We start from the raw sequence: 23,029 nt of genomic DNA, 5'->3' as shown, positions 1-23,029 counted from the left end.
CAATAATGGCTTCTTTCTTTGATTCCGTCCTTAAACAATAATGACCTTGCTGCATGGAAGAACGCATTATATAAGGATAATGCTGCTATGTGCTTCTTTTTCAGATCTAATAATTCCTCTGCTTCTTTAAGGAAGAACTCTGCCTGTTTCAAATCCTTCTTAGCCAGGTCCAATTGAGGGGAGGTCTTTCTTAAGAGGCCTTTCTGAAAGCATTCTTTCTCATTGATCAAATAAGTCACCGATTGATGTTAACAATAATCTTGTATAAAACTCAGGGTCGTCCTTCTTTAAGGAGATTATCTTTTGGCTCGTCAGGAACACAGGATTTACTCTCGTGTTTAATCGCTTTTCCAATTCCCGTATAAGGGGCCGTAACTCAAGCTCTTTCCGACTTGTCTGAATCCAGATATCCAGATCGCTGTCCTTGTCATTCGTGCCGCTTGCAAAACTTCCGTAAATCCCGATTTTCCCGAATTTCCTCAGCTTGCGGTACGCAGGCGCATTGAGGATATCATTGAAATTGATTATGCGTTTTATCTCTTTTAGTATGGGATGGTGTTTGTTTAAGCTGAGGAGTATCCTGTTCTTCTGCTTTGTTTCAGATGCTAATCCGGTTTTTTTTAAGAAAGCGGCAAGCTTATGAACAGTTCCCGGAGAGATCCCCAGATTATCTGCAATATCCCGTATGTGAAGCTGCTCTTTGTCTATTAACTTGAGTATCCTGATATTCGTGCTTGTAAGCAAGGGGAATATGTTCATTTTAATAGAACGAAGTGTTCATTATTTATAAACATTTCTGTTTATTGTTATCTCAGTATCCGGGCAACCCCTTTATCAGCATCAACCTCAACAAGATCGCCGTCCTTAAAAACTTTTGTCGCTATCTTTGTTCCAATGATAGTTGGAATCTTAAACTCACGAGCCACAATCGTCGCATGGCAGGTAATGCCACCCTCATCAGTAACAATCGCTGCTGCTTTTTCCATAGCAGAAATGAAGTGCGGAAAGGTCATGACAGCAATCAAGATATCACCTAACCTGAAATGCTTGAGGTCTTCCGTTGTAAAGACGATTTTTACTTTCCCGCTTGCCTTTCCTGAAAACGCAACGCTGCCCTTGACAGAATCTGATACAGGTACTTGCTTGACCAAGCTCCGCAACGCCTCTATCTGCTTCTCATCAACAAGAACGATATAGTCCCCATTGAAGAGCATTGTAGCAAAGGCTTTTTTCCGCTTATGAATGGTTTGCAGGGATACCGGCATTCGTCCCGTCTTTGCCGTGTCTACAGCTTCTGAGAACGTAAGATAGATTACATCCTCTTTCTTTAATCCAGCTCGTTTAGAAATTTCATAGAACAAGCCTCTTGCCAAGTAACCTGCTCGGTACACCACATCAGTCCTCCAGGTGCGCAAATAAGCAAATTCTCTGGCAAGACAGATATACTTTGAGAGCAAAGATCCAGGAGCAATTTCCAGTCTTTTCTCCAAGTCTTTGGCAGAGGTAAGGATCTGCCTCCTAAGCATGTTCAGAGCCTCGATCTCCTTCCGAGGGTCTTTGTGGCAACCACTTTGTACCCGCCCCAAGACATCTTCCGTTCTCCAGAAGTTCTCAAAAAAGTACCACCGTGCTCCTATCCAGGCGTACTTCTGAAGATGGGATGCAATAAGGCGGTCTCGATTTCCCTTGGCTCCAACAATCCGATAAAAATCCAGTTCTTCCTGTACATGGATGTTTTCTTTTTCAGGATATACTAAGACTGAAAGCCTGGATTGCTTTTCATCGTCCGACCCAGGCAGCAGATCAAGGATCAGCCTTGAGATTACGCCATCAGAAACAAAAACAGGAAATAGGAATGCATGGCTGGAAAGGGCCATCGTGAAATACGTTTCTGTAAGGCTAAGAAGCTCAGCTTTCGTTTTTCTGCTGTAATCAATCCCTTCAAGGCTATGGCTGAAGTCATCAAATGCCTGGACAGCGCGAATCAGCTTGTCGCGAAAGCTAGAAAGAAGAGTTATCCCTCCTTTCACAAAGACGGAGCGCAGCTTTTCAACTTCAGCCTCGCTAAAGATCATATCCCCATCACTGAACCAGAGGACAGAGTTGGCTCTCCAGGGGATCCCTGTCAAAGTTTCGAATTGAGCATAGGCATTGTCAGTGATAGACCTGAACAGAAGCGCCTCCCTCCGGTTCGCCATGAGTTTCCAGTCGATCTTTTTGAGTTCCTTGACGTTAAAAGATGGCATGATATTCCTCCCTAATCATGAGCCATATAAAAAGCTTTATTGGGATACTATTCATGAGCGGCGAGTCCTCAAATATACCCAATCAGCCTGCGACCGAAACATTTTTATATATATGTATATATATATGTATACTATGGCCAAAACGATCATGATCGCAAATAAAGTCTATGAAGAATTGAAGGAGATGAAGGAAGATAAGAGCTTCAGCGAGGCCATTCGGGCGCTTATGGAGAGAAAGAGTTCTAAGACTGGAAGCAGCTTGAGGGCATGCTTAGGAAGGCTGGAAAGGACAGACGCAGAGTACGAAAGCTCTAGGAAAAGTCTGAGAAAGGAGTATGCCAAATGGAACAAAAGGTATGCATAGATTCTGATATTGCCATTGAGATACTGAAAGGGACTAAAAAAGGAGCTGCCTTCCTTGATACCTGCCAGGATAAGGTGATGTGCATCACCTCCATCAGCATCTTTGAATTATATTTAAGGGAGAAAAACCTCGATGCCATTGATCAGTTCGCTTCCCGCACAGAGATTCTTAGCCTGTCCGAAGACTGCGCCAGAAAAGCTGCAGAGGTCTTCAAACAGCTGAAATCCTCAGGAAGGCTGATAGGTATACGCGACATTTTTATCGCAGCAACGGCTATTGTTAATCAATGCCCTTTAGCAACACTCAATATCAAAGATTTCGACCGCATAAAGGAGCTGCGCCTGCATCCACTGAAGTGAGAGCAAAGATTATCTGCCCAGTTTCCTGACAATGCCTTTATTTGCATCCACCTCAACATAATCCCCATCCTTCAAAACCTTTGTCGCTATTTTTGTTCCAATGATAGTTGGAATCTTAAACTCACGAGCCACAATCGCCGCATGGCAGGTAATGCCACCCTCATCAGTAACAATCGCTGCTGCTTTTTTAACATAAGCGGTTGCCTCTGGAGTTGTCATGCCGGAAACAATAACCTCTCCAGGCAGTATCTGATGGAAAATATAAGCATTGCCTAATCGTACGATTCCTTTAACTCTACCGGGAAAAGCCGTCTGTCCATGCACCTCAGTTTTAGTGCTTTCAGCAGTCCTGGTATGACGGAATGTAGATATTTTTACGGTATCATTAATAACCAGGTATGAATATCCTTGAAGCCTCTCCTGAAGCTTTCGCTTAGGAGGGGTATTGCCTGAAGCGATCTCATCAAGCGTCTGCTGAACAAATTCATAGTACGTTAAGCCCACCCGCCTAGCTGCTTCTTTAACCATCGGCTCTAAGAAAGTAAAAATTCGTGCATACCACGTAACGCGCTCGTCCCGGAGCCAGACATCGTACGCTAATACCCGTGCAACATCCTGAACCTTCTGGCTTTGATTCTGCAATAATTGGCCCATTGCAGCTGTCTGCTTTGCTTCTGCCTCCCGTCTGGCTTGCAGCTGGCTAGCCGGGTTCTGCCCAGCAACATGGCGCAGCTCTGCCTCGATATCCGCAACACTATAACGTTCAATCCGCAGCATATAGGACGCAAGATAATCAAACTGCTTTGCAATGCTTCTTGCCTCGCCAGCGATTCTCTTTTTGTTTAGAGTTTTATCTCTTGTCAGACGCTGGCTAGCCTGTAAAATGCTAAGACGATAGCGATCTCTGGTGGTCAGCCTGTCAGGCCGGGTTGCCTGCCAGAAAAATCGTTCCCGCTCTGGCTGTGGCTTGCTTTTCAGAAGCCCATGCAAGAGATCTGTGCCTGCCTCCTCCACCCAAAGAGGGTAATAAACCGAAGTAAAAAGAGGAACAAAGCGCTTGAGAAAGGACGTTAAGCGAGAGCGCAAGGCGGAGTCAGATGCCTTTGGCCAGTCATACCTGGCAAAGCTGCGAGCCAATCGAATAAGAGAAGCTGCATCTCTCTCAAACTGTTTCAGGATCGCCAACACCTGATGCGGCTTTTGCGCTAGCTGATTTCTCAGAACGCCAAGCAAATGCTGGTATTCGCCAGAATCAAAATAGGTTGATCGCACGTCGCGCTTATAGTAATGCATCGCCGACAAACCAAGGACCTCAGGCTGGAGCTGCAGCGTGCGCCAGGCCAGATCACTAATAAGCACAGGATGCTGGCCTCTGGAAAAGAATTTCTGCCAGCGGACTTTTTTGGGTGCTGTCATGATCTTGCCGCTCTTTGCAGATATAAGTTAAATATAGTTGAGTTCTCGCTAAATTGATTTTGCATTTTTCCATAAGACTTCAAAAAATTCTTTAAATGAATTTGTGATAATCTCATCTTCAATCATGACAGCTAACAACCTTTCTTTTATCCATAAAACAATAGCAACTTTATTCCCATAGCAATAGGTCGTAGTAGGGCTGGTTTTTTCCATATATTTTACTTGAGAATATTTCCACTTACTCGCCTCCATGCCTCTTTTTCTTCCTAATTCATCATTGTTATATATTACTTTCCAATGTATCTTTCTTTTTATCCGCTCTTTATGAAATCTTGATAGTTCATAAGGGAGTATATCCGGGGAAATTCCAGTAGAACCAAAACATAAAAATTCTTTTCCAACTTTTAATACATCATTAAATAAAGTTTTAACTCCTTCTTTTCCCTCATAAATTTCAACTTTTGTTTTTTTATCTAAATCTTTATGTTTTAGAGATAGCAATTCTGGTAGAGCTTCCTGAACGAGTTTTTCTTTTTCCCATTCTTTGTTTCTCAAAACTTCTATCAAACTGCTTGGTTCAAGAGCAGAGAAATATTTTTTATTGGATTTAATCACATAACTTACAACACCCTTATCTAATAACTTTTCTAAGATATCATAAACGAGTGTTCTTGGAGTATCTGTCTTTTGAGCTATTTTGGAAGCCAGAGCTTCGCCCAATTCTAGTAAAACTATATAAACTCTTATTTCTCTATCACTTAATCCAAATTTTCTGAGTGCTTTCTCTTTCATGAGTATCAGTATTAATAACTACTATTTAATTTTTACTGTTGTAGTAAATAGATTTACAACATAATCTTATATAGAAATGACTACTACAGAGTTGTTATGACAATAGATAGAGCCATAATAACCAAAGTAGCACCTTTTAGGGGTGTTGAAAAATATAGTTTCGTTGTAGAATATCCCCCACCAATTATCAGACCAACTGTTGAAGCAAATGATGTCCTGAGAAAACCATCTATTGGATTGTATGTCCATATACCCGATTGCCCTTATATTTGTGACTTTTGCTCTTTCTACAAACTGAAACGATTAAGTGAGAATGAACGAGATAGATATGTTAATGCCGTTCAGAAAGAATTAGGTATATATTTAGAAAGAAGTGATTTAGGAGATAGAACAGTAAGCAGTTTGTTCTTTGGAGGCGGAACCCCAACCCGACTAAGCACAAGACAGTTTTCTCAACTACTCGGTTATATTCGACATAAATTATTATTTAATGAAGATGCAGAGATTACCTCAGAATCAACGCCAGACACCTTAAATGATGCAATACTATTAACAATGATTCAAGGTGGTATAAATCGTCTTAGTATAGGCGTTCAAGATTTTCACGATGAAGTATTGGCTGCAAGACACAGAGGACATACAGGACAAGAGGCCATTGATTCTTATCATAGGGCAAGGAAACATGGTTTTGAAAGAATTAACATCGATTTAATGTACCGATTACCAAAACAAACACTAGGATTATGGGATGAAACTCTATGTATAATCGGAGATTTAAAACCGGATTATGTTACTTTATATCATTTAAGAAAAGAAAGAAGAACAACTCTTAGCAAAAGAAATGAGTCTCTCTTTCCATCAAAAGAAGAGGCAATGGAAATGTATATTCGAGCATTAGAATTTTTAATTGATACAGGATACATCCAAATTTCCCCAAATCAATTTGCATTGCCGCAAAAGGAATTTAGACAGCAAGAACAAAAATGGCATTTTGGTTCTGAGTTAATTGGATTGGGAGCTTCTGCATATTCTTGGTTTAATGGTTTTACTTATAGGAATGTTGGAAGATTTGGAGAAAATATGAGAAAAAGTCTTGAAGATTATATATCAAGAATTGAATCAGGGAGTTTAGCTGTTGAATCTGGAGAGCGATTGACAGCAGAAGAGCAAATGATAAGATTTGCTGTTTTTGGAATTAAAACAAGTGGCATAAATAAACCATCAGGAGGGATAGATAAAAAATTATTTTTTGACAGATTTGGTGTTCCGATAGATATTCCGCTTGGAGATAAAATTGAAGATTTAAAAAATAAAGGACTATTAGAAAAAGATGAAGATGTAATTCGGTTAAGCTTAGGCGGATTAATAATCGCCGAAGAGATTGCAGCAATGTTTTATTCCAGTAAGGTTAATAGGAGATTAGAAGAGTTAGGCAACAAATTTGGGAGAGATGGATTATAGATTACTTTAATGTCCATTCCATCTGCGGCGTAGCCCAATGCCTGAGCCTCATTTAATCTTCCTCACCACTCCTTTATTTGCATCCACCTCAACGAAGTCGCCATTCTTAAAGACCTTAGTAGCTATCTTAGTTCCAACAATACAGGGTATTTTTTCCTCTCTGGCGATGATAGCTGCATGGCTCACAACCCCTCCGTAATCTGTGACGATGCCTACTGATTTTAGGAGGTAGGGAACAAAATCAGGACTTGTGCTTAACGTAACAAGGATTTCCCCCTTCTTCAACAAATGAAGATCCTTTTTTCTCAGTATTATCCTGGCAGGCCCGGAAACGTTTCCCTTGAATGCCACTATGCCTTTCAGTTCTCGTAGATGGGTATAATCAGCATCCTCAATATAGTGTATAAGGGTAGACTGTATCTTTGATCTAGGTATCCTTGTTGCCTTTAGATCCTGCATGAATATAAGATATTCTTCTCTTCGTTCCTTTAACTCCTTCTCATCAGGAAGTTCTTTCTTGTCGAGATAGAGTTGGATCTCTCTTCCATTCAGTTCAGATAAGTCAATCTTTTGATGCCGTAAGAAGCGCTCCAATATCAACACATTACAGATTTCATTTCTTACTTTTGCAACAAGGGCATAGTTTCTGCCAGATATTTCTTTGACTCTTTTTCTCTCTGTAGCGTAGGTGAAATAGATGCAGAACATATTGTAGGCCCAGAGTTCTTCACATAAAGAGATGACTTTCTGAAACTTTCCTTGAGTCAGTGCCTTTTTTTGAAGTGCCTTCTTCAGTTTCTCGTATAAGGAGAGCGCCTTCTTAAACTGTCCAATAACGAATTCTTCAGATTGATGTTCAATAAAATCAATTATTGCATTTAATTCCGACTTCTTCCGAATCATCCGAAGAACTCCTTTCTTGCTGTGGAACAAGACACTATAGAAAGCAATGCCATATTTCTTCTGCATAGAAGTGTAAGCTTTGATAATCTCTGTCGTTGTGAAGAAAGAAAGTTCTCTTGCAGCTCCCTCATACCAGTCATTATTCATCGTACTTTCCTCACAATCCCCTTATCAGCATCCACCTCAACATAATCCCCATCCTTCAAAACCCTTGTCGCTATCCTTGTCCCTACAATGCACGGCTTCTTCATCTCCCTGCTTACGATTGCTGCATGGCTTGTATAGCCCCCTTCGTCTGTTACAATAGCAGCTGCTTTCCTCATCGCAACGACGAATTCTGGGCTTGTCATTGATGCGACAAGGACATCCCCCTCCCTAAGCTTGCCAAAATGCCGTGCTCCTGTCAGTATGCATACATGGCCTCTTGCTTTTCCTTTGCTTACGCCATGGCCCGAGAATTCCTTGATGCTTGTATCGATTTTTAGAGAAGTATAAGGTTTCATAAATGCAAGCGCCTTCTCCCCATAGAGATAGGTTACAGCATTCTTCTTTTCAGAATAATAAGAGGCATAGCCTCTCTTCCTTTGGGCCATGTGTTGTGCCTTTTCATGATGCGCTGCCAGATTGAACAGCTCTCCGGGATTATAGAACAGGACATCTCTTTCAGGAACCTTGTTTCTCCGGCAAACCTCGAAAGCGAAGAGGGTTATGATGTGGAGCGCCATAAAGATGTATTTTTTCCTGAGATCCTGCCACCATATCGTAAAGCTGAGGTTTGATCCGATAGTCTGGACATCTTTTGCGATATGCTGCTTCCTGATCGCGTCCTGCTTCTTTCTTTTAACCGATTGTGTATAATGGAGTATCTCAGATACCTTCTTCTTTGCTTCCGCAGAAGATACTTCGTCCAGCCGCTTCCTGAAATCCTTTTCGGGCGTTACCAGAACACCTCCATAGCTGTTTTTTATCCAGAAATAACTCTGCTGGTGGCCCTTGATGTATTTTGATTTGTTCTTCTTGAGCTTTATCCTCAACAAGTCCAGCTCTTCTCTTTGGTAGAAGGAGAGCTCTTCAGGGGTTGACAGTATCTCCAGAATCTCGTTAAAGGCATCCGGATACGCTTCCTTGATTTTGTTATGCAGGATCCTCTCCCCTCCCCAGTTTGCAATCTCTGGGACAAATCCGTATGACCAGAATTTATCGTAGATGGCGTTGAAAGCCTGAAGTTCTTTGGTTAGCCCTTCATCTGCAAGGCACTTCAGAAACCCGGGGGTAGTCCTCTTCAGGAGCTTCTCGATTCTGCTGCAATAATGAATCCACTCATGGTAGAGTTCTTTCTTCTTCTTTTCTTCAAGGATAAGCTCACGAAACATCCTTTCTCCTACAGAGTACAGATCTTCATAATCCAGGATAATCAGGATTTTATCGTTCGATATGAAATCAAGAGTATCCGGCCAGCTGTACGGAAATTCCTTCTGGAACAACACCATGTGATCCATAAAGGAGTCGGTATACAGGATTTTGCCGTCAATCGGCCCCCATTTGAAAAGCCTTCTTTTTGGATCAATCATTTTAGTTTCCGCACCACTCCTTTCTCTGCCTCACATCCACACCTCTTTGAAGCTGAATTCTGCCTTCTCCTTGGATAGTACTGTTGTTGCCTCCTTTACTCCATCTTGGGGGATAAGAAAAGATCTTGGAGTAATCTTGCTTCCTCCGTAGCGCTCCACAATCCCGGCTTGGTTATATCCTTTTCTCCCAAAAAGCCTGCGGATAACCCGGTTTCTTCTGGAAAGAGGAGTAAGAGCAGAAAAGGAAAATAAGTAGTATTTCATAAGGTGCGGCGCAGCAGTAGAAGAGTAGAGCTGGACGCCTTCCTTCTCAGCGCTTTGCTTCAGGTCCCATTCCTCCAATGAGCCAACCATGGGCTGGATCTCGTTGGTGATTCCCTTTAACTTCCATTTGCCCCACTCTTGGGAAGCATAGAACTTGGCGAGAGCCCTGCTGACAAGCTTTTTTGTTTCAGCCTCATTGCCGCAGTCAAAAAAGAGATCAATATCGCTTCCCTCATCAAACTCATTCCTTGCCACAGATCCATAGAGGATAATCCTGCGGATACCTTTTTGGTAAGGCTCCCGGAAAACAAAGCTTAGGAAGGAAAATGCAACAGCTATGAGCTCGGTTTTCTTAATCAAGGCTCTCACCTAATTCATGAAGTTTCTTCTCAATCTCCTTTTTGAGGCTAAAGAAGGCAGTGATAACAGACTCTATCTGGCTCTTTGTGCACTTCCCATAGACTAAGGCATCTCGGTTTTCCTCTACAGAATAAAGAAGGTTATAGATATCCTCCTTTCCTGCAAAATGAACAGGCAGCTTTCTTTCTATGAGGGGGTCAATCTTCTGATCTTGCCGGGGCCTCTTGAACCAGCTGTGCTTGACAACCTTCCCTGTAGAGATAAGGTCTGACTTATGAAGGAAAAGCTCAAGGAGCTCTACGCCGCAGGCAGACGCATGAAAACCCAGAGTGATTGGGCGTTTTTCTATCCCATAATCAATTGCATCATTGATCTCCTCAACATGTTCCCGAATCTTGCGCTTATGGTCTGCGATCGTGGTCATCTTGGTATAGAAATTACCTTCTATTTTTAAAGTTTATGGTATATTTTAATCCTATTGATAGGTATATTTTATACCCAAGGGGCCTTCCCCCACATAACGGTTCCTAGAATTTTACTTAAAGTTCATATATTTCAGAAATATATGAAGTACATTTCATATATAAGAAAATACGGCAGGATACTGCCCCAGTTAGAGTCTCCTCACTATGCCCTTATTGGCGTCTACTTCGATAAGGTCGCCGTCCTTAAAGATATGTGTTGCGTGCTTGGTTCCGATGATGCACGGTTTCCCCGTTTCTCGAGCGATAATCGCTGCATGAGAGGTAATCCCCCTTCATCTGTTACAAATGCCGCAGCCTTCTTCATCCCAATAATGTAAGAAGGAGCAGTAGTTGGGGCTAATAGGATATCCCCACGATTCACCTTGCTGATTTCATAAGCAGTCTTTACAATTTTTGCCTTTCCTATAGCAATGCCCCGATTAGCGATTGTTCCAGAAAGCTGGTTCAGGTCTTTGATACTTTCTATATCACCCTTAAGGATAGGCGCATCAAAAAAAAAGAAATTCTTACCAAAGCTGATTGCTGTAACCTGCTTTGGATACTTCCTCGGCTTGGCTGAGATTAAATCGTGGATTGAGTAATCTCTAAGCTCCTTAAAGGGGATTCCGTACACATTCGCGATTTCTTTAAGAATAGGCCTGCTTATGAATAGCAACTCGTAGAGGAGATCGGTGCGCAATGTCCGCAAATAAACGAGTTCCTTTGTAATATCTACTAAAGGCTTAAGTTCCTCTGGAACCTTTATTCTTCGGATATGCGCAGGATCCGCAACGATTAAACGCTTTCTTTCAGCTGCGAGTTCCTGGATAGTGTATGGATCAGAAAATCCGTCCCTCGCTTTTATCCAGCCAAAACGTCTTTGCACGCTTTTAAGGCTTTGTTTGCTGCGCAAGGATTTCTCAAGGTAGTAATGGGCATTCTTTTTTGCTGGAATGCTGGCATCACCAATAAACTTTTCAACGTCTCCGCTGAAATATTTAGGAATTTCATTGTATAGCCTTTTTTTATACAAATGCTCGAGCCCATGAGTCACCCACACAAAAGCAATATCCAGTGCAAGGACATTGTGTAATTCTTGGAGCTTTTTTCGCGGAGTCATATCAGCCTTGATAAGTTTCTGAATTTGTTTTTTGGAATGTTCCCCATATAACTCGCAGCCTCTTGTAATCTGAAAAACAGATCCACCGTCGGATAGGTATCCTGTCAACTGATTTTCGAACAAATCCCACACTTCTTCGCTCTTATACCAACAGCCATTCTGGAAAAGCATTGCAGGCCATTGAGCATCAACTCCAATTTTTTGCATATACGACCGGGTTTGGCCCTCTTTAAACAACGACAAGATAAATGCTCCAAAGGGCCTCTCCGCCCACCATTCCCAGCGAAATCGCAGCACCTTCTTTTTAAGTTCGTTTTTTTTCATGTTATCGGGATTTCTTCAGTATTTTTACAACACCATGGCTTGCATCCACCTCAACCAGATCCCCATCCTCCAATATATACGTAACCTGCTTGATCCCGATAATGCATGGGATTTTCAGCTCTCTTGAAACAACCGCTGCATGGGAGGTGATGCCGCCCTGCTCGGTAATCACTGCAGCAGCCCTCCTCATCGCAGGAACAAAATCAGGAGTAGTGTTGTTGGTGACAATAATCTCTCCTTTTTTCACGTTCCTGAGTTCATGGGGCTTAAACACAACACGTACGGTTCCTTTGGCGCTTCCGGGAGATGCAGGAACTCCTTTGAGGACTTTTCTTTGACCGGGGTTTCCAAAGAAGATATCCTGGTCGATTCCCCGGTATTCTTTTCCCTCAAACAGCCTCCAGCCCTTAGCTGTAAAGGCAAACGCGCAGCCTTCTGATCTCCGCAGCTGCAGTTTCTTTCGGTCATACTTCCTATCCAGAAAAACAGATTGAAGTTCGGATGGGATGGTATAATAGAGTTCCGCAGGAGGCAGCTTCAGGCGGCTTGCCATCTCATCCAGTATCCTAAAGATAAAGTGATTGACACGGAACACGCATGATTTTCTTGTATCCTGCCATTTAGAAAAATCTTCTGACAGGGTTATGATGGACCTGAGCCTTTCAGATATTTTTAATTTTTTGTATAAGGCCTGCTTGCGCTTTTTGTTCTCCAAGCAGAGCCCTGCCTCTTTACGATAGGAAGAAAGGATATCAGAGGTCTTGGAAAGTTCGCAGATAGTCTTGAGGAAATAGGATTCGTCAAGGAAAGGGGCTTCATAGTAACTGTTTTCAACCCAATAGAAATGCGAAACATGATCACTGAGGAGTTTGAGCAAGGAAGGGTATTTCTTAACAGAACGAAGAACGGCTTCGGAGTTGCATGTGTTAAGGACCTCCCTGGTATCTTTTTTACGAATTAATTTTTCTGCCAATGATAAGAGGCTTATGCGCTCATCCTGGGAAAAGGAGGTATGCACAGGAGCTGTAAGGCAAGCCAGAGTTGAAGCAATATTTTCTTTAGAAACCTTATCCTGTATTTCCTCTGTGATCATATCTACAAGCCAGTCTGTTTTTCCGGAAGCAAGGAAAGAGTCTGTCAGATAGGGAAGGCTGCTCTCTTGAATATATGCATCAACAAGCTGCTCATAGGCTGCAGAGAGCTCTGCATCAGTCAGTTCTTGCAATGAAGTTTTTTCAAGAGCAGAGCACACTGCAATGAATTCCTTCCAATCTTGCTTCCATGCATCAACCCAACCATAAACAGAAGAGGGATTATCGGAAAGAAGGTTCAAAATACGAACCCGTATTCTCTCAATATCTCGGGTGTCCCACAACCACCGCATCTTATCATTATGGACAAAACAGATTCCGATGGGAAAGCTATCCTTAACCCTTTGATTTAGCAGGGGGACAACACCATATCCCACAATAAAGAGAGGATGGAGGACTCCGCCCCAGCTTTTCTCGTACCAGTTTCGGTTCTTAAGAATGCGTTCGTTGAAAACATCAGATACGCGGATTTCCGGGACGTCCTTCCAGTTCATACTTTCCTCACCACTCCTTTATTGGCGTCTACTTCAACCCTATCCCCATCTTTCAGCAAAACAGTTACTCCAGGTATCCCGACAATACAAGGTATATGAAGCTCCCTGCTCACGATCGCTGTATGAGAAGTAAGCCCACCTTCCTGGGTGAGGATTGCCTTTGCCCTCTTCATGATCGGAACAAAATCAGGCCGTGTTGCGTCAGTAACCAGTATCTCTCCCTTCTGAAAGAGATGAAAATCCAGAGAGCCATGGATCACCCGAACACTTCCAGTAACCCTTCCTTTTGACGCAACCAGGCCTTTCAATTCCCCTGCGCCAGAACTGCGTTCCTTCACAGCGAGATAGCCAAGATAGAATTTCTCGCTCTTTGGATTGATGTAAAGCGTTGCTGCTGTTCGCTTTTTCAGCCTTGATTCCAGTTTTCCGGGATTATCAAAGATTTCTTTATACTCAGGCCAAAAGATCCTTTTGAAGAGAGCAAGCTTATCCAGGATGCCCTTCCTCCTAAGAGCTTCCTCAAGAAATCGCATCATGATAAAGTCTCCGATAAGGTTCAGCTGCTTTCTGGTATCCCGCAGAGGAAGAGAGGCTGCAAGGATCCTCAGCATTATTTTCTCTCTCTGTGATAGATGTTTGATGTCAACCTTGGAAGCAGCCACTTTTTTCTTATGTGAAGTAAACTCTCTGATATCCTTATCAATAGAAGGGTTATCAAGCACAGGAGCATCAAAATAGCTGGATTTAATATAGTAAAAGTTCTCAATCAGGCCATGCCTGAGCTTCTTATCGTCTTTCTTGCTAAGCTTGCCGATAGCCTTGTCATAGCGGAGCATAAAGCTCTCATACCTCTTATTCTTGGAATGGATATAACTCATAATAGATTCAGAAGGGTTCTTAACATGGGACTGGAGCTCTGAGGCAAGCATTTCTGCAAGTGTCTGCTCATAGATGAACGTGATGGCTCCCCAACCGTAATAATAGGTATAGTCCTTCATGAAAACAGTATACGAAGCAATCAATTCCCTGTCAGGTAGACTGCGAAGTCCCTTGAGTTTCTGTTTGGCAAGCGTGTCCAGGAGAGAAATCCCTTTTAGGAGGTTTTTATGCACATTGGAGAAAAAAGGAAACGTAAGCTCTGCCTTCAGGAACATCTGCGCAAGCAGCTCAGATTGTTTCCTAAAATACTCGAAACTAACGTACTCATCGCAATTCCTTTCGTCATGAAAGCCAATAGCATAATCTCCGAATTGAAGCCTGAAGAGCTTATTCGACCAGGAGATAAGCTGAGGTATAGGAGAAGTTAGATAGATGCACCCATCGATGCCGCTTATTCTGTCCAGGATAATTGTTTTTTTCATTTTATTTTCCTGACAATGCCTTTATTGGCGTCCACCTCAACCAAGTCTCCATTGCTCAGGACCTTTGTAGCGATCTTTGTGCCGACAATGCACGGCTTTTTAAGCTCCCGGCTGATAATGGCTGCATGGCATGTGATGCCGCCCTCGTCAGTGACAATTGCCGCTGCCCTCTTCATAGCAGGAACATAATCAGGCAGGGTCATGCCTGTGACTAAAATCTCTCCTTTTTTTAATGTAGCTGCTTCTTTTGATCCATTGCAGACTTTGACGCGGGCTTTGACGATTCCGGGTGAAACCCCCATGCCTTTTAATTCATCAACATCAGCAACCGTTTCATCAAGTTCCTTTCTTCGTACACGTATCGCTTCCCTTCCGGAATAAGTGCGGATTCCTTTTTCAAGAGAGAGCACAAGAAGCGCCTGCTTTCTTCTTTTGATCTCCTGCTTATCAGATTTGCGTGTTCGCAGAAGATCGCAAACCTCGTCATGCCATAACCATTCCAGATCATCAATATCCTGCTTGGTCCTTTTTGCGACCTCCTGCAGCAAAAGATAGAAAGAATAGGTTGTCTTTACCTGCATTTCTTTCCTCAGATCATGGTAGCGCGCATAGGTATCAAAGAGCTCTATAAGGTTCTGTATGTCTTCAGAAAGAGAATATTTTTTTAGGAGGTTATCACGTTCTTTCTTTATTCGCTGAACATTCACTTGGTTCTCCTTCAGCTTTTTTTCAGGATCTTTTATACTTCGCCGATGCTCTTGGAGTAACTTAAGAAAATCGCTTTTTGACTTGGGAGTCATGCATTCCCAACCGAGACTTGTCCACCAGTATTTCTCAATAACCTTGGCAAGAGTTGTTTTTCTCAGGATTACCTTTAAGAGCTCATTCTCCTCCTCAAGGATATAGGAGGTGTGGGCAGGAGTTGATAGGGTAGTATAGGCTTCAATGAATTCTTTTTCACTTGTCGATTTAGGCAGAGCTTCTTTTATCTTTTGTTTGAGGATCTCTGCGGGAAGGACATCGATAGCATCAACATCAGTGTCCATTAATGTGTGAGCAAAGCTGGATTCATGATAATGCACACTGTACTCTTTGATGATGTCTTCATCACCAAGCTTGGCAAGGTCAAGGGTTCTTACCCTCTCTGCTGACGTAATCGCCTTATCAAAATAACGCTTCATCGCGCTGAAATGTGTTTTCCTGCCCTTCTCTGTTTTTGTTTTCCCTAGGATGTGCATTCCCAGTCCTTCAATCTCCTTGGTATCCCACGCCCACCAAAAGGAATCACCTTCAGTTGCATAGAGGATAGACTTAAAATAAGACCCGTTCAGTTCTGTGGCAAGATCATGAATTGCCTTGATTGCGCACGATAATCGATAAAGAGGGATAGCCCCTCTTGTGTAGACAGTCCACGTCATAGTATCCTCACAAGCCCGTGATTCGCCTTGACCTCAACAAGCATGCCATCCTTCAGGATTTTTGTGGCATTCTTCGTTCCAATGATGCAGGGTATGCCAAGCTCCCTGCTGATAATAGCTGCATGCGAAGTGATCCCTCCTTCATCAGTAACAATGGCAACAGCCTTCTTCATCGCAGGAAGGTATTCAGGCCTTGTCATAGATGCCACAAGAACGCTTCCCCTGACAAAATGAGAGATATCCTGTATGCTCTTGCAGATCATGACCTTCCCAACAGCAGTTCCTGATGATGCAGTAAGCCCATGAATGTCTTTTGCTTCTGAAAATTGTTTGTCAGCATCTCCCACCTGTTTATGAAAGCGTGCATAGTCTTCTCCGGTAAGAAAAATAAAGCCATTTCCGGCAGTAAAATAAATACAGCCTTTCCTTCGCTCCTGCAGAGTCGCTTTGAGCTTCTTGTTGGTAAGGAGGTTCTCATCCAGCTCATACTCAGACAAGTATCTTAAAAGGCTCACATCAATAGAAAGCCGGGAGGCGAGTTCTTCAAGAACCGCTTCCATAGGGTCAATTGCGGTCAGGATGTTCTTCTTCCGCTTATCCTGCCATTCTGTCATAAAATCAGAGGTTTCGAGAAGGAGTATCAAATCTGTATCAAGCTTAAGCTCTTTGATGATTTCTCTCTTCTCCTTCTTTATTTTCACAGTATCCAGAGGCTGAAAGTTCCCCAGTGATTCCAGCTCTTTTTCAATGTCGGAAACAGTCCTCTTTACTCTTCCTGCATAGCTGTTCCTGATCCAGAAGAACCGCTTAAGATAGATAGTTATAGCTCTTGCTCGTTTGTCTTTGCCTTTGATAAGCGACAGGGCATAGAGCTCCTCTTCACTTTCATTGATAAAGGACTTTTTGATGGGCTGCGATAAGGCTGAAAGGCATAGGTTCAGTTTTTTCTCATCTTTGATATAGTTGCGAAGCTTCTTCTTGATGAAATGGTCAGTTGTAAGTGCAAAAGGCTCTATGATATGGGCCTGCCCGACACTCAAGCGTATGGTAGCAACTGAGTTGGCTAGAAGTTGTATGAGCTCCTTGTCTGAAAATGATGACAGGGACCGTATTGATGGAGTAATCTCACCAAGCGCAGTTTTAAATGTCCTTTCATACTCTTTCCGAACATTCTTAAGAAAATCGCGCTCTGACCTTATTTTCCCTAGGATGACAGCTCCAAGCCGATCAAGGTCTTCAGAAGAATAACAAGCAAGGCCATAGTCATTCTTAAATTCATAAAGGAATGAACGCATCGTATCTCCCAAAGTGGGCTTAAGATCCATGCCGCTGGAGCCGCATGGCCCTAGCAGCAGCGGCGTGCAATTAAAGCCTTGCCTATACCATTTCTTATTGATTTGCTCAAATACTTCTTTTTTGGTTGGTTTCATGACTCCTCCAGCATCAAAACATATTCGCCTCCATCTGTGCAAGTATGGTAAGATCCCGTATCTTCTCCCACGTAGCGCTTCTTCCGTAAATCACAATCGGCTTTCTCATGCCAGCAGATATCCCGAACTGGTATTCTGGAACACCCAATTGTATCCAGGCATGGCCAAGAATGTTGGCTGCGCTTAGATTTGGAAAGACAAGGACATTTGCCTCTCCTTTCAAGACATCTCCTTTGTGGCATTTCCTCTTTGCAGAGACAGGATTTGTCGCAGCGTCAAACTGGATCTCTCCATCAATAATCAGCCCAGGCTTCTTCTCTCTTATGATCTTGATAGCTTCCCTGATTGGCGTAAGGATCGGATGCTCTCCTGAGCCGTGTGTTGAATAGGAAAGCATCGCAACCTTTGGCTCAAAGCCAAATGAGCTGCACACATCCGCTGCATTCAAGGCGATATCTGCCAGCTGTTCTGCTGTAGGCTCAATCACAATGCTTCCGTCAGAGGCAAAGAAAACCCTGTCCTTCTTCCTGTCAATAAACACCATAATTTCAGAAGCAGTTGAGATTCCCTCTCTTGTCTTGATGACCTGCAAACTAGGCCTCATAAGCTCAGCAGTAGAGCAGACACAGCTTGAGCAAAAAGCATCCACCTTCCCAACATGCAGCAGCATGCAGCCAAAGTAGTTGTAGTCCTCAAGGAGCTTCTTGGCTTGCTGCCTGCTTAAGCCTTTATGCTTCCTCAGCTCATAGAGTTCAGTAACAAGGATATCCTTGTCCTTGTAGCTCTGGATGTCAATAATTTCCGAACTGCCAAGATTCGTCTTAAACTCCTTTGCATGCTCCCGTATCTTCTTTTCATTCCCTATCAGCACAATATCCGTAATCTTTTCCTTCACAAGCGCATCAACAGCTCTTAATACCCTTTCATCCTCTGCCTCTGCGATGCATATCCTCTTCCTTGCCTTTCTCGCCTTTTCCCGAACAATCTTCATCAAGTCAAGCATAGTACCACCCACTTGCTTACAAGTAGGCAGAAGTTTATAAAGATTATGAGAAAGGATTCATCGAACAGTAACCTTCTGTTCAGACTTAGCTTCCTTCTCAGCTTCAGTAAAGAGAATCTCCAGGTAAAACCTTCGAAGCGCTTTCCCGCTGATGCTCTCTTTGTTATATTTGTAGAATACCGCCTTTCCGACTCTTCGTGTTGCCTTGACCAAATCTGATTCTATGAAATTCTCCCATATTCTTTTGATAGTGGCATAGCCTACTCTGCTCTTTACTGCAATCTCCTTGAGAGTAAAATCGTGCTCAGTTTCTCCAAGAAGAAAATCCAAGATCCGATTCCTAGGGGAGTCTCCAAGGACATGTAAGAATGCACTAGGCCCTTCTAAAGTCTTGATTTCCATAGCATTTCAATAAACCGGAATTATTTATAAATGTTGCTATTTTGAGCCTTTCAAAGTATCATGATATAAGAAACCCTTATATTAGAAGGTGAGTGAGCCATAAGAAGATGACAGAATCCTTTGAAAAATACCTGCTCGAGAAGATGCTAAGAAAAAGAATTATTGGAAGCAAACATATACGATATGAGAATATCCTGAGCGGAATTCCTCCGCACGAAATAAAAAGCCTGAAGGAAGCTGTTGAGTCATTACTAAGAAAAGGTTTTTTGGTATGGTACAGCAAAAGCAAAAAAGCAATTCAGCTTAATAAAGAAAGACTAAAGGAAATAAAAGAATATTTGATAAGTGAGTGAGGATTACCAGATTCAGAGGAAAAAGGCATGGATTCGCTCAAATCAGAGATCCAAGGATTCATCAGCTCAGACAAGATATCCCTGGAGATTCCTTATTCAAAAAAGCTGCCTCCGAGAAACAGGCTTCTCGTCTTTCTAAGATTCATTTTATTCCAATGTTTAAGAAAAGTCCCTCCAAGCAAATTCAAGAACACTCTTTACAGGCTTTCAGGAGTAAAGCTGGGAAAGGATGTCTGCCTTCCCATGGATGTCCTGTTTGACTGGTGGTTTCCTGAGCTGACAAAAGTAGGAGATGGCACACTTATAGGCGGCTACACTCATTTTTGGAATCATGCAATCAAAGATGGCAAACTCATCCTTGGAAAGGTACAGATTGGAGAATCAAATCTTGTTGGAGGAGACTCTCCGGTGTTCGGGCCAGTGGAGATGGGAGACCACAACCTTATCGGCATGCATACCAACCTTACCAATCAGAAGGTTGTAAACAATGAGTTCTGGGGTGGTGGAGAAACTCCAAGAAAGATCAAGGATTTTGAGCCAGGCTGGGATGAAGTGCATTATGAGCCTGGCTACTACAAAACAAGCAGAAAACAGATCAGGGGGTTTATTCGGAACTCAAAGGAGAGGCTGCTGATCGTCCGTTATAATGGAGAAAGGATGAATGCTGGGGATGACTGGTATAAAGTGCGCTCAATATTCAGGATCTACTGGACCTCGGCGATCATTGAATTCTGCGGCTTGTTTCCTGCAGGGCTGTGGAAAAACCTCCTGCTCCGTTTAACAGGAGCAAAGATCGCACTGAGCGCAAAGATCAGGAGAGGCGCATATATTGACCATATCTATCCTGAACTGGTTACCATTGGAAAGAATGTTGAGCTGAAGAAGCGCGTATATATCGGAACACACTCCTTCACCGTAGAAAGGGTATGGTGCGGAATGGCAGATGTTGGGGACAACAGCATCATCGAAGAATTTGCTCTGGTACACCCGGGAATAAGGGTTGGAAAGAACTGCAAGATCCTCGATGGCTCTTTTGTGAACAAGGACGTTCCCGATGGAGAGGTATGGGGAGGAATACCGGCGAAGAAGGTTTCTTAAGTTCGATGATAGCAAAACTGCTCAGGAGATACTATTTCCCTAGAAGCCTTGGAAACAATGCATATTCTAAACTGCCCAAAGCAGAGATTGGGAAGCGCCTCAGCAGCCTTGATCTTCTTGTGGTGGATATTGATGACACCATAGCCCCGCATTATACGGTTGGTATCGCAAACAGGATATTCATTGATTACTTTTTTAGGTGTTTTTTTGGCGCAGCCTACAAAGGAATCGGAAAAATAGAAACTACAAAGGATGCTCTTAAAATAGTTTTTAGGTCTTTTGCAAGAAAAAGATGGAGATTGTCAAAAGAAAAAAGGCATTGGAGAACACTGGCCTCATTAGCAGTTGCTGGAACATACATGTACCTCTGCCGCTTTGTCCGAAATGGCAGCAACTTCCTTGGTTTTTGGCATATCAGCAATGAGCATCTGATAAAACGTTTTATCTCTGTGATGAAGAGGAACAATATCCATTTCAGAGGGTATTTCTACTCAAAACAAGAGCTCAAGAGAAGCCTCTATCCGGGAGTACAGGAGCTTTTCCTTGGCACAAAAAAGCTCAATCCAAGGCTGGAGATACTCTGCATGTCACAGAGCTTCTCAGAGAAGAATGGAGGAGTTCATGCCTATGCCTCATTGATCCCATGCTCCTCATTCCACTCAAATAGGGTAAAATGCAAAGAGGACGGAAGCATAACCTCAGAGGAGCTTAGCATCCCCAATGCAAAAGCAAAGAGAAAGATTGTTGAGCGCCAAAAATGCAAACAGGGAAGTATAGGGATCCTCGCAAATGAATACGAAGACAGAGAACTTATTGGTATGCCAAATGTAACCCTCTGCATCCTCAACAATGCTCCTGTCGCATTATGGAAGAAAGGGCATGTGCTGGTGGATAAGGATTATGGGGGATTGTGTTAAATATTACGAGGATTATAGGAGATACTAGTTAGTTGCAATTGAGAAAGAGGGCTATTACTTTGAAGGGGCTTGGGGCTTTCGATATAGAATTACATGGTCTAAATCACCTAACACCAATTTTCCTGTGTTTGCAGTTGAGTCAATTTGAGTAAAAAACATATGTCTAAATGCTTCCTGAGGTCCTTCATCTGTAACATGACCATTGACTTCCCCTGCATATAATGGATTTTTCTTATCATAAATTTCTTGTAAAATTCTTGAGGCATCAATTAATTGTTGTCTCAATTCTGCTCCATTTGACAAAGTTTCGAAATGTTTGCCTTCCACATCTTCGACTCTGTATTTTCCATTCTCTGTTAAATCATGAGCAATTACAAATCCAAAGTCTCCATCTTCAACCTTGAAATTTCCATCTTTATGTTCAATTCCGACGTAATGATGCTCTGGAACATCAAATCCCAGTCCTTCCAGTATTTCTAATGTTTTACCCAAATCTGGCTCATAGATACGGATTGCATACAGAACATAATGGTTAGATGTTTCTATGTATAACCGAGTTTTTCCAACATAACCTTGGTCTAATCCTAAAATCATTTGGTTTGTTCCTCGAGTTCTAAATTCAGGAGCCTCTTTCCTAAAATAATATGGGTTTCCCCACGTCAACTTATCTTCGATTTCGGCGTCGGTATCGTCTGGATATATTTGTCTTAATTGACTCCTACGTTCATCTGGAGCTGAACCTCTAAGACTCCATTCTCTGCTTAAAATTCCCTCTAATTCCCTTTTTGCGCTCTCAAACTGGTCTTTCATTGTTACTGTCCTCGGTCATGTGCCCCGGAAAAGTCTGCGGTACTCATTTCATTCCGCTCTTCAACCACATTTCAGTCTCACCTTCAGCAGCAGAACAGGGTTTCCTCCCCTACGCCACCTTCTTCAATTCCAAAGGCACCTTCTCATAAATCTTATTCTCGGGAGTGTAGTCCTTAAAGCCCCACCCAGCCTTTTCCTGAGCCTTTACCAAGTGGATGATATTGGTTCCATATGCCCTGTTTCCTCCAGCTCCGTCAAAATGCGTCCCTTCAGGAACAAGATAATTTTGCCGTGCATCAGGATGGAATGATGCCCCAGGATTTACAAGCCTGTCTCCTGTTCCTGCAACAGTGATTACCTCTGTGTTAGTCCTTCTTCTTTTATAGGGAGAAGAGGTAACTCCGCTCAGGTAGAGCATGGTCTCCCTGCCTTTCCTGTGCCTTGGATCCACATTCTGGATATTAGACTCAATGCCTTCCAGCAGCTTTTTCTGCCAGGTATCGCTTGTTCCTTCAAAGACTCCAGAGTCAAGCACAACACGGCGTACATCATCGCTCGTATAATGACGTTGCATAGAGCCATATTTAGCAAGTATTGCCCCTAAGCTATGCCCCTCCACTATAGGAGCTACCTTTGTCTTTCCTTTTATGCCCTTAATATATCCATGCAGCCAATCTGCTGCAGAATCCAGGTTTGCCAAAGCATCTGAGTAGCTGTAACTTGGAGCAAAGACCTTATAGCCTTCTGCCTCAAGCTGCTTGATCCTCTCCCTAAATGCCCCACCGTTCTGCGAAGTTCCGTGAAGGAGGATATACGCCTGATCCCCTGGCTTCAGGCTTTTCATGGTTTTCTTGTTACAGCCATCCACAATCTCTTTCCCAAAAGTGATATCAAAGGCATTCAGACCCATAGAGAGGAGTGTCCTTGACAGATTATCAAGCCTCCTCTTAGGCCCAGGAATGCCATGACTAAGCCGAGCTCGCTCCTTAAGCAATTTACGGTATAAGT

General features: G+C 42.8%; 23 protein-coding genes and 1 pseudogene. 6 read left to right on the top strand and 18 right to left on the bottom strand.

The annotated features are described in order from the left end of the window. The 3 genes from VJB08_05580 to VJB08_05570 form a co-directional block, all read right to left on the bottom strand. Nucleotides 1-239, bottom strand: a 239-nt coding sequence (locus VJB08_05580) for a HEPN domain-containing protein (protein ID HLD43425.1), incomplete at its 3' end; no start/stop codon positions are given. Continuing rightward, the gene (locus VJB08_05575; protein ID HLD43424.1) at nucleotides 220-759 is read right to left on the bottom strand and encodes a nucleotidyltransferase domain-containing protein; all 540 of its coding nucleotides are present in this window, start codon (nucleotides 757-759) and stop codon (nucleotides 220-222) included. The genes VJB08_05575 and VJB08_05580, both read right to left, overlap by 20 nt. Nucleotides 760-806: 47 nt before the next feature. Then, nucleotides 807-2,246 carry a PEP-utilizing enzyme gene (locus VJB08_05570; protein ID HLD43423.1) on the bottom strand — a complete coding sequence of 480 codons (1,440 nt, stop codon included), beginning with the start codon at nucleotides 2,244-2,246 and terminating at the stop codon, nucleotides 807-809. Between the two features lie 133 nt (nucleotides 2,247-2,379). Here VJB08_05570 and VJB08_05565 point away from each other — a divergent pair, with 133 nt between their 5' ends. After that, nucleotides 2,380-2,610 (top strand): antitoxin VapB family protein, encoded by a 231-nt coding sequence (locus tag VJB08_05565; GenBank protein HLD43422.1) that lies wholly within the window; start codon nucleotides 2,380-2,382, stop codon nucleotides 2,608-2,610. After that, nucleotides 2,589-2,969, top strand: a complete 381-nt coding sequence (locus VJB08_05560; GenBank protein ID HLD43421.1) for a type II toxin-antitoxin system VapC family toxin — start codon at nucleotides 2,589-2,591, stop codon at nucleotides 2,967-2,969. The genes VJB08_05565 and VJB08_05560 overlap by 22 nt, the downstream gene beginning before the upstream one ends. Before the next feature lie 9 nt (nucleotides 2,970-2,978). On the opposite strand, the gene VJB08_05555 is transcribed toward VJB08_05560, so the two are convergent. Together VJB08_05555 and VJB08_05550 are read right to left on the bottom strand one after the other, a co-directional pair. After that, nucleotides 2,979-4,385: a PEP-utilizing enzyme gene (locus tag VJB08_05555; GenBank protein ID HLD43420.1), complete on the bottom strand. Its 1,407-nt coding sequence runs from the start codon at nucleotides 4,383-4,385 to the stop codon at nucleotides 2,979-2,981. Nucleotides 4,386-4,433: 48 nt separating this feature from the next. After that, nucleotides 4,434-5,177: a helix-turn-helix domain-containing protein gene (locus VJB08_05550; protein HLD43419.1), complete on the bottom strand. Its 744-nt coding sequence runs from the start codon at nucleotides 5,175-5,177 to the stop codon at nucleotides 4,434-4,436. A 96-nt stretch (nucleotides 5,178-5,273) separates the two neighbouring features. Between VJB08_05550 and VJB08_05545 the strand changes: the two genes are divergently transcribed. Continuing rightward, nucleotides 5,274-6,638, top strand: a complete 1,365-nt coding sequence (locus VJB08_05545; GenBank protein ID HLD43418.1) for a coproporphyrinogen-III oxidase family protein — start codon at nucleotides 5,274-5,276, stop codon at nucleotides 6,636-6,638. Between the two features lie 48 nt (nucleotides 6,639-6,686). Here VJB08_05545 and VJB08_05540 read toward each other — a convergent pair whose 3' ends face one another. From VJB08_05540 to VJB08_05490, 11 genes and pseudogenes are all read right to left on the bottom strand, one after another. Then, entirely contained in the window at nucleotides 6,687-7,688 is a 1,002-nt protein-coding gene (locus VJB08_05540; protein ID HLD43417.1) for a PEP-utilizing enzyme, read from the bottom strand. Between the two features lie 11 nt (nucleotides 7,689-7,699). Continuing rightward, nucleotides 7,700-7,924: pseudogene (locus VJB08_05535) on the bottom strand (PEP-utilizing enzyme). Between the two features lie 1,218 nt (nucleotides 7,925-9,142). After that, nucleotides 9,143-9,736, bottom strand: coding sequence for a nucleotidyltransferase domain-containing protein (locus VJB08_05530; protein ID HLD43416.1), 594 nt, complete (start codon nucleotides 9,734-9,736; stop codon nucleotides 9,143-9,145). Further along, complete coding sequence (locus tag VJB08_05525; GenBank protein HLD43415.1) at nucleotides 9,729-10,160, bottom strand: hypothetical protein; 432 nt, start codon at nucleotides 10,158-10,160, stop codon at nucleotides 9,729-9,731. Before VJB08_05525 ends, VJB08_05530 begins: the two co-directional genes overlap by 8 nt. Nucleotides 10,161-10,381: 221 nt before the next feature. Beyond that, nucleotides 10,382-11,644, bottom strand: coding sequence for a PEP-utilizing enzyme (locus VJB08_05520; protein HLD43414.1), 1,263 nt, complete (start codon nucleotides 11,642-11,644; stop codon nucleotides 10,382-10,384). Between the two features lies 1 nt (nucleotide 11,645). After that, nucleotides 11,646-13,229 (bottom strand): PEP-utilizing enzyme, encoded by a 1,584-nt coding sequence (locus VJB08_05515; protein HLD43413.1) that lies wholly within the window; start codon nucleotides 13,227-13,229, stop codon nucleotides 11,646-11,648. Continuing rightward, nucleotides 13,226-14,590 (bottom strand): PEP-utilizing enzyme, encoded by a 1,365-nt coding sequence (locus tag VJB08_05510; protein HLD43412.1) that lies wholly within the window; start codon nucleotides 14,588-14,590, stop codon nucleotides 13,226-13,228. Before VJB08_05510 ends, VJB08_05515 begins: the two co-directional genes overlap by 4 nt. Next, nucleotides 14,587-16,008, bottom strand: coding sequence for a PEP-utilizing enzyme (locus tag VJB08_05505; GenBank protein ID HLD43411.1), 1,422 nt, complete (start codon nucleotides 16,006-16,008; stop codon nucleotides 14,587-14,589). Before VJB08_05505 ends, VJB08_05510 begins: the two co-directional genes overlap by 4 nt. After that, nucleotides 16,005-17,438, bottom strand: coding sequence for a PEP-utilizing enzyme (locus VJB08_05500; GenBank protein ID HLD43410.1), 1,434 nt, complete (start codon nucleotides 17,436-17,438; stop codon nucleotides 16,005-16,007). Before VJB08_05500 ends, VJB08_05505 begins: the two co-directional genes overlap by 4 nt. 13 nt (nucleotides 17,439-17,451) lie before the next feature. Next, a complete protein-coding gene (locus tag VJB08_05495; GenBank protein ID HLD43409.1) occupies nucleotides 17,452-18,453 on the bottom strand; it encodes a phosphate acyltransferase in 1,002 nt (333 codons plus the stop codon). A gap of 45 nt (nucleotides 18,454-18,498) precedes the next feature. Next, complete coding sequence (locus VJB08_05490; protein HLD43408.1) at nucleotides 18,499-18,843, bottom strand: hypothetical protein; 345 nt, start codon at nucleotides 18,841-18,843, stop codon at nucleotides 18,499-18,501. Nucleotides 18,844-18,950: 107 nt separating this feature from the next. On the opposite strand from VJB08_05490, the gene VJB08_05485 reads away from it, so the two are divergent. From VJB08_05485 to VJB08_05475, 3 genes are read left to right on the top strand one after another with little or no spacing between them, the layout of a single operon-like run. Continuing rightward, nucleotides 18,951-19,196: a hypothetical protein gene (locus VJB08_05485; GenBank protein ID HLD43407.1), complete on the top strand. Its 246-nt coding sequence runs from the start codon at nucleotides 18,951-18,953 to the stop codon at nucleotides 19,194-19,196. Between the two features lie 27 nt (nucleotides 19,197-19,223). Further along, nucleotides 19,224-20,294 (top strand): hypothetical protein, encoded by a 1,071-nt coding sequence (locus VJB08_05480; GenBank protein ID HLD43406.1) that lies wholly within the window; start codon nucleotides 19,224-19,226, stop codon nucleotides 20,292-20,294. Between the two features lie 5 nt (nucleotides 20,295-20,299). After that, nucleotides 20,300-21,211, top strand: a complete 912-nt coding sequence (locus VJB08_05475) for a hypothetical protein (GenBank protein HLD43405.1) — start codon at nucleotides 20,300-20,302, stop codon at nucleotides 21,209-21,211. 54 nt (nucleotides 21,212-21,265) lie between these two features. Here VJB08_05475 and VJB08_05470 read toward each other — a convergent pair whose 3' ends face one another. After that, on the bottom strand, nucleotides 21,266-22,021 hold the full coding sequence (locus VJB08_05470) for a hypothetical protein (protein HLD43404.1): 756 nt from the start codon (nucleotides 22,019-22,021) through the stop codon (nucleotides 21,266-21,268). A 109-nt stretch (nucleotides 22,022-22,130) separates the two neighbouring features. Beyond that, on the bottom strand, nucleotides 22,131-23,029 hold an 899-nt coding region (locus tag VJB08_05465), incomplete at its 5' end, for an alpha/beta hydrolase (GenBank protein ID HLD43403.1).

The organism is Candidatus Nanoarchaeia archaeon (genome assembly GCA_035290625.1).
Taxonomy (GTDB): Archaea; Nanobdellota; Nanobdellia; order Woesearchaeales; family DATDTY01; genus DATDTY01.
Note: the sequence above shows the minus strand (reverse complement) of the source record. Positions and strands in the feature narration are given on the sequence as shown.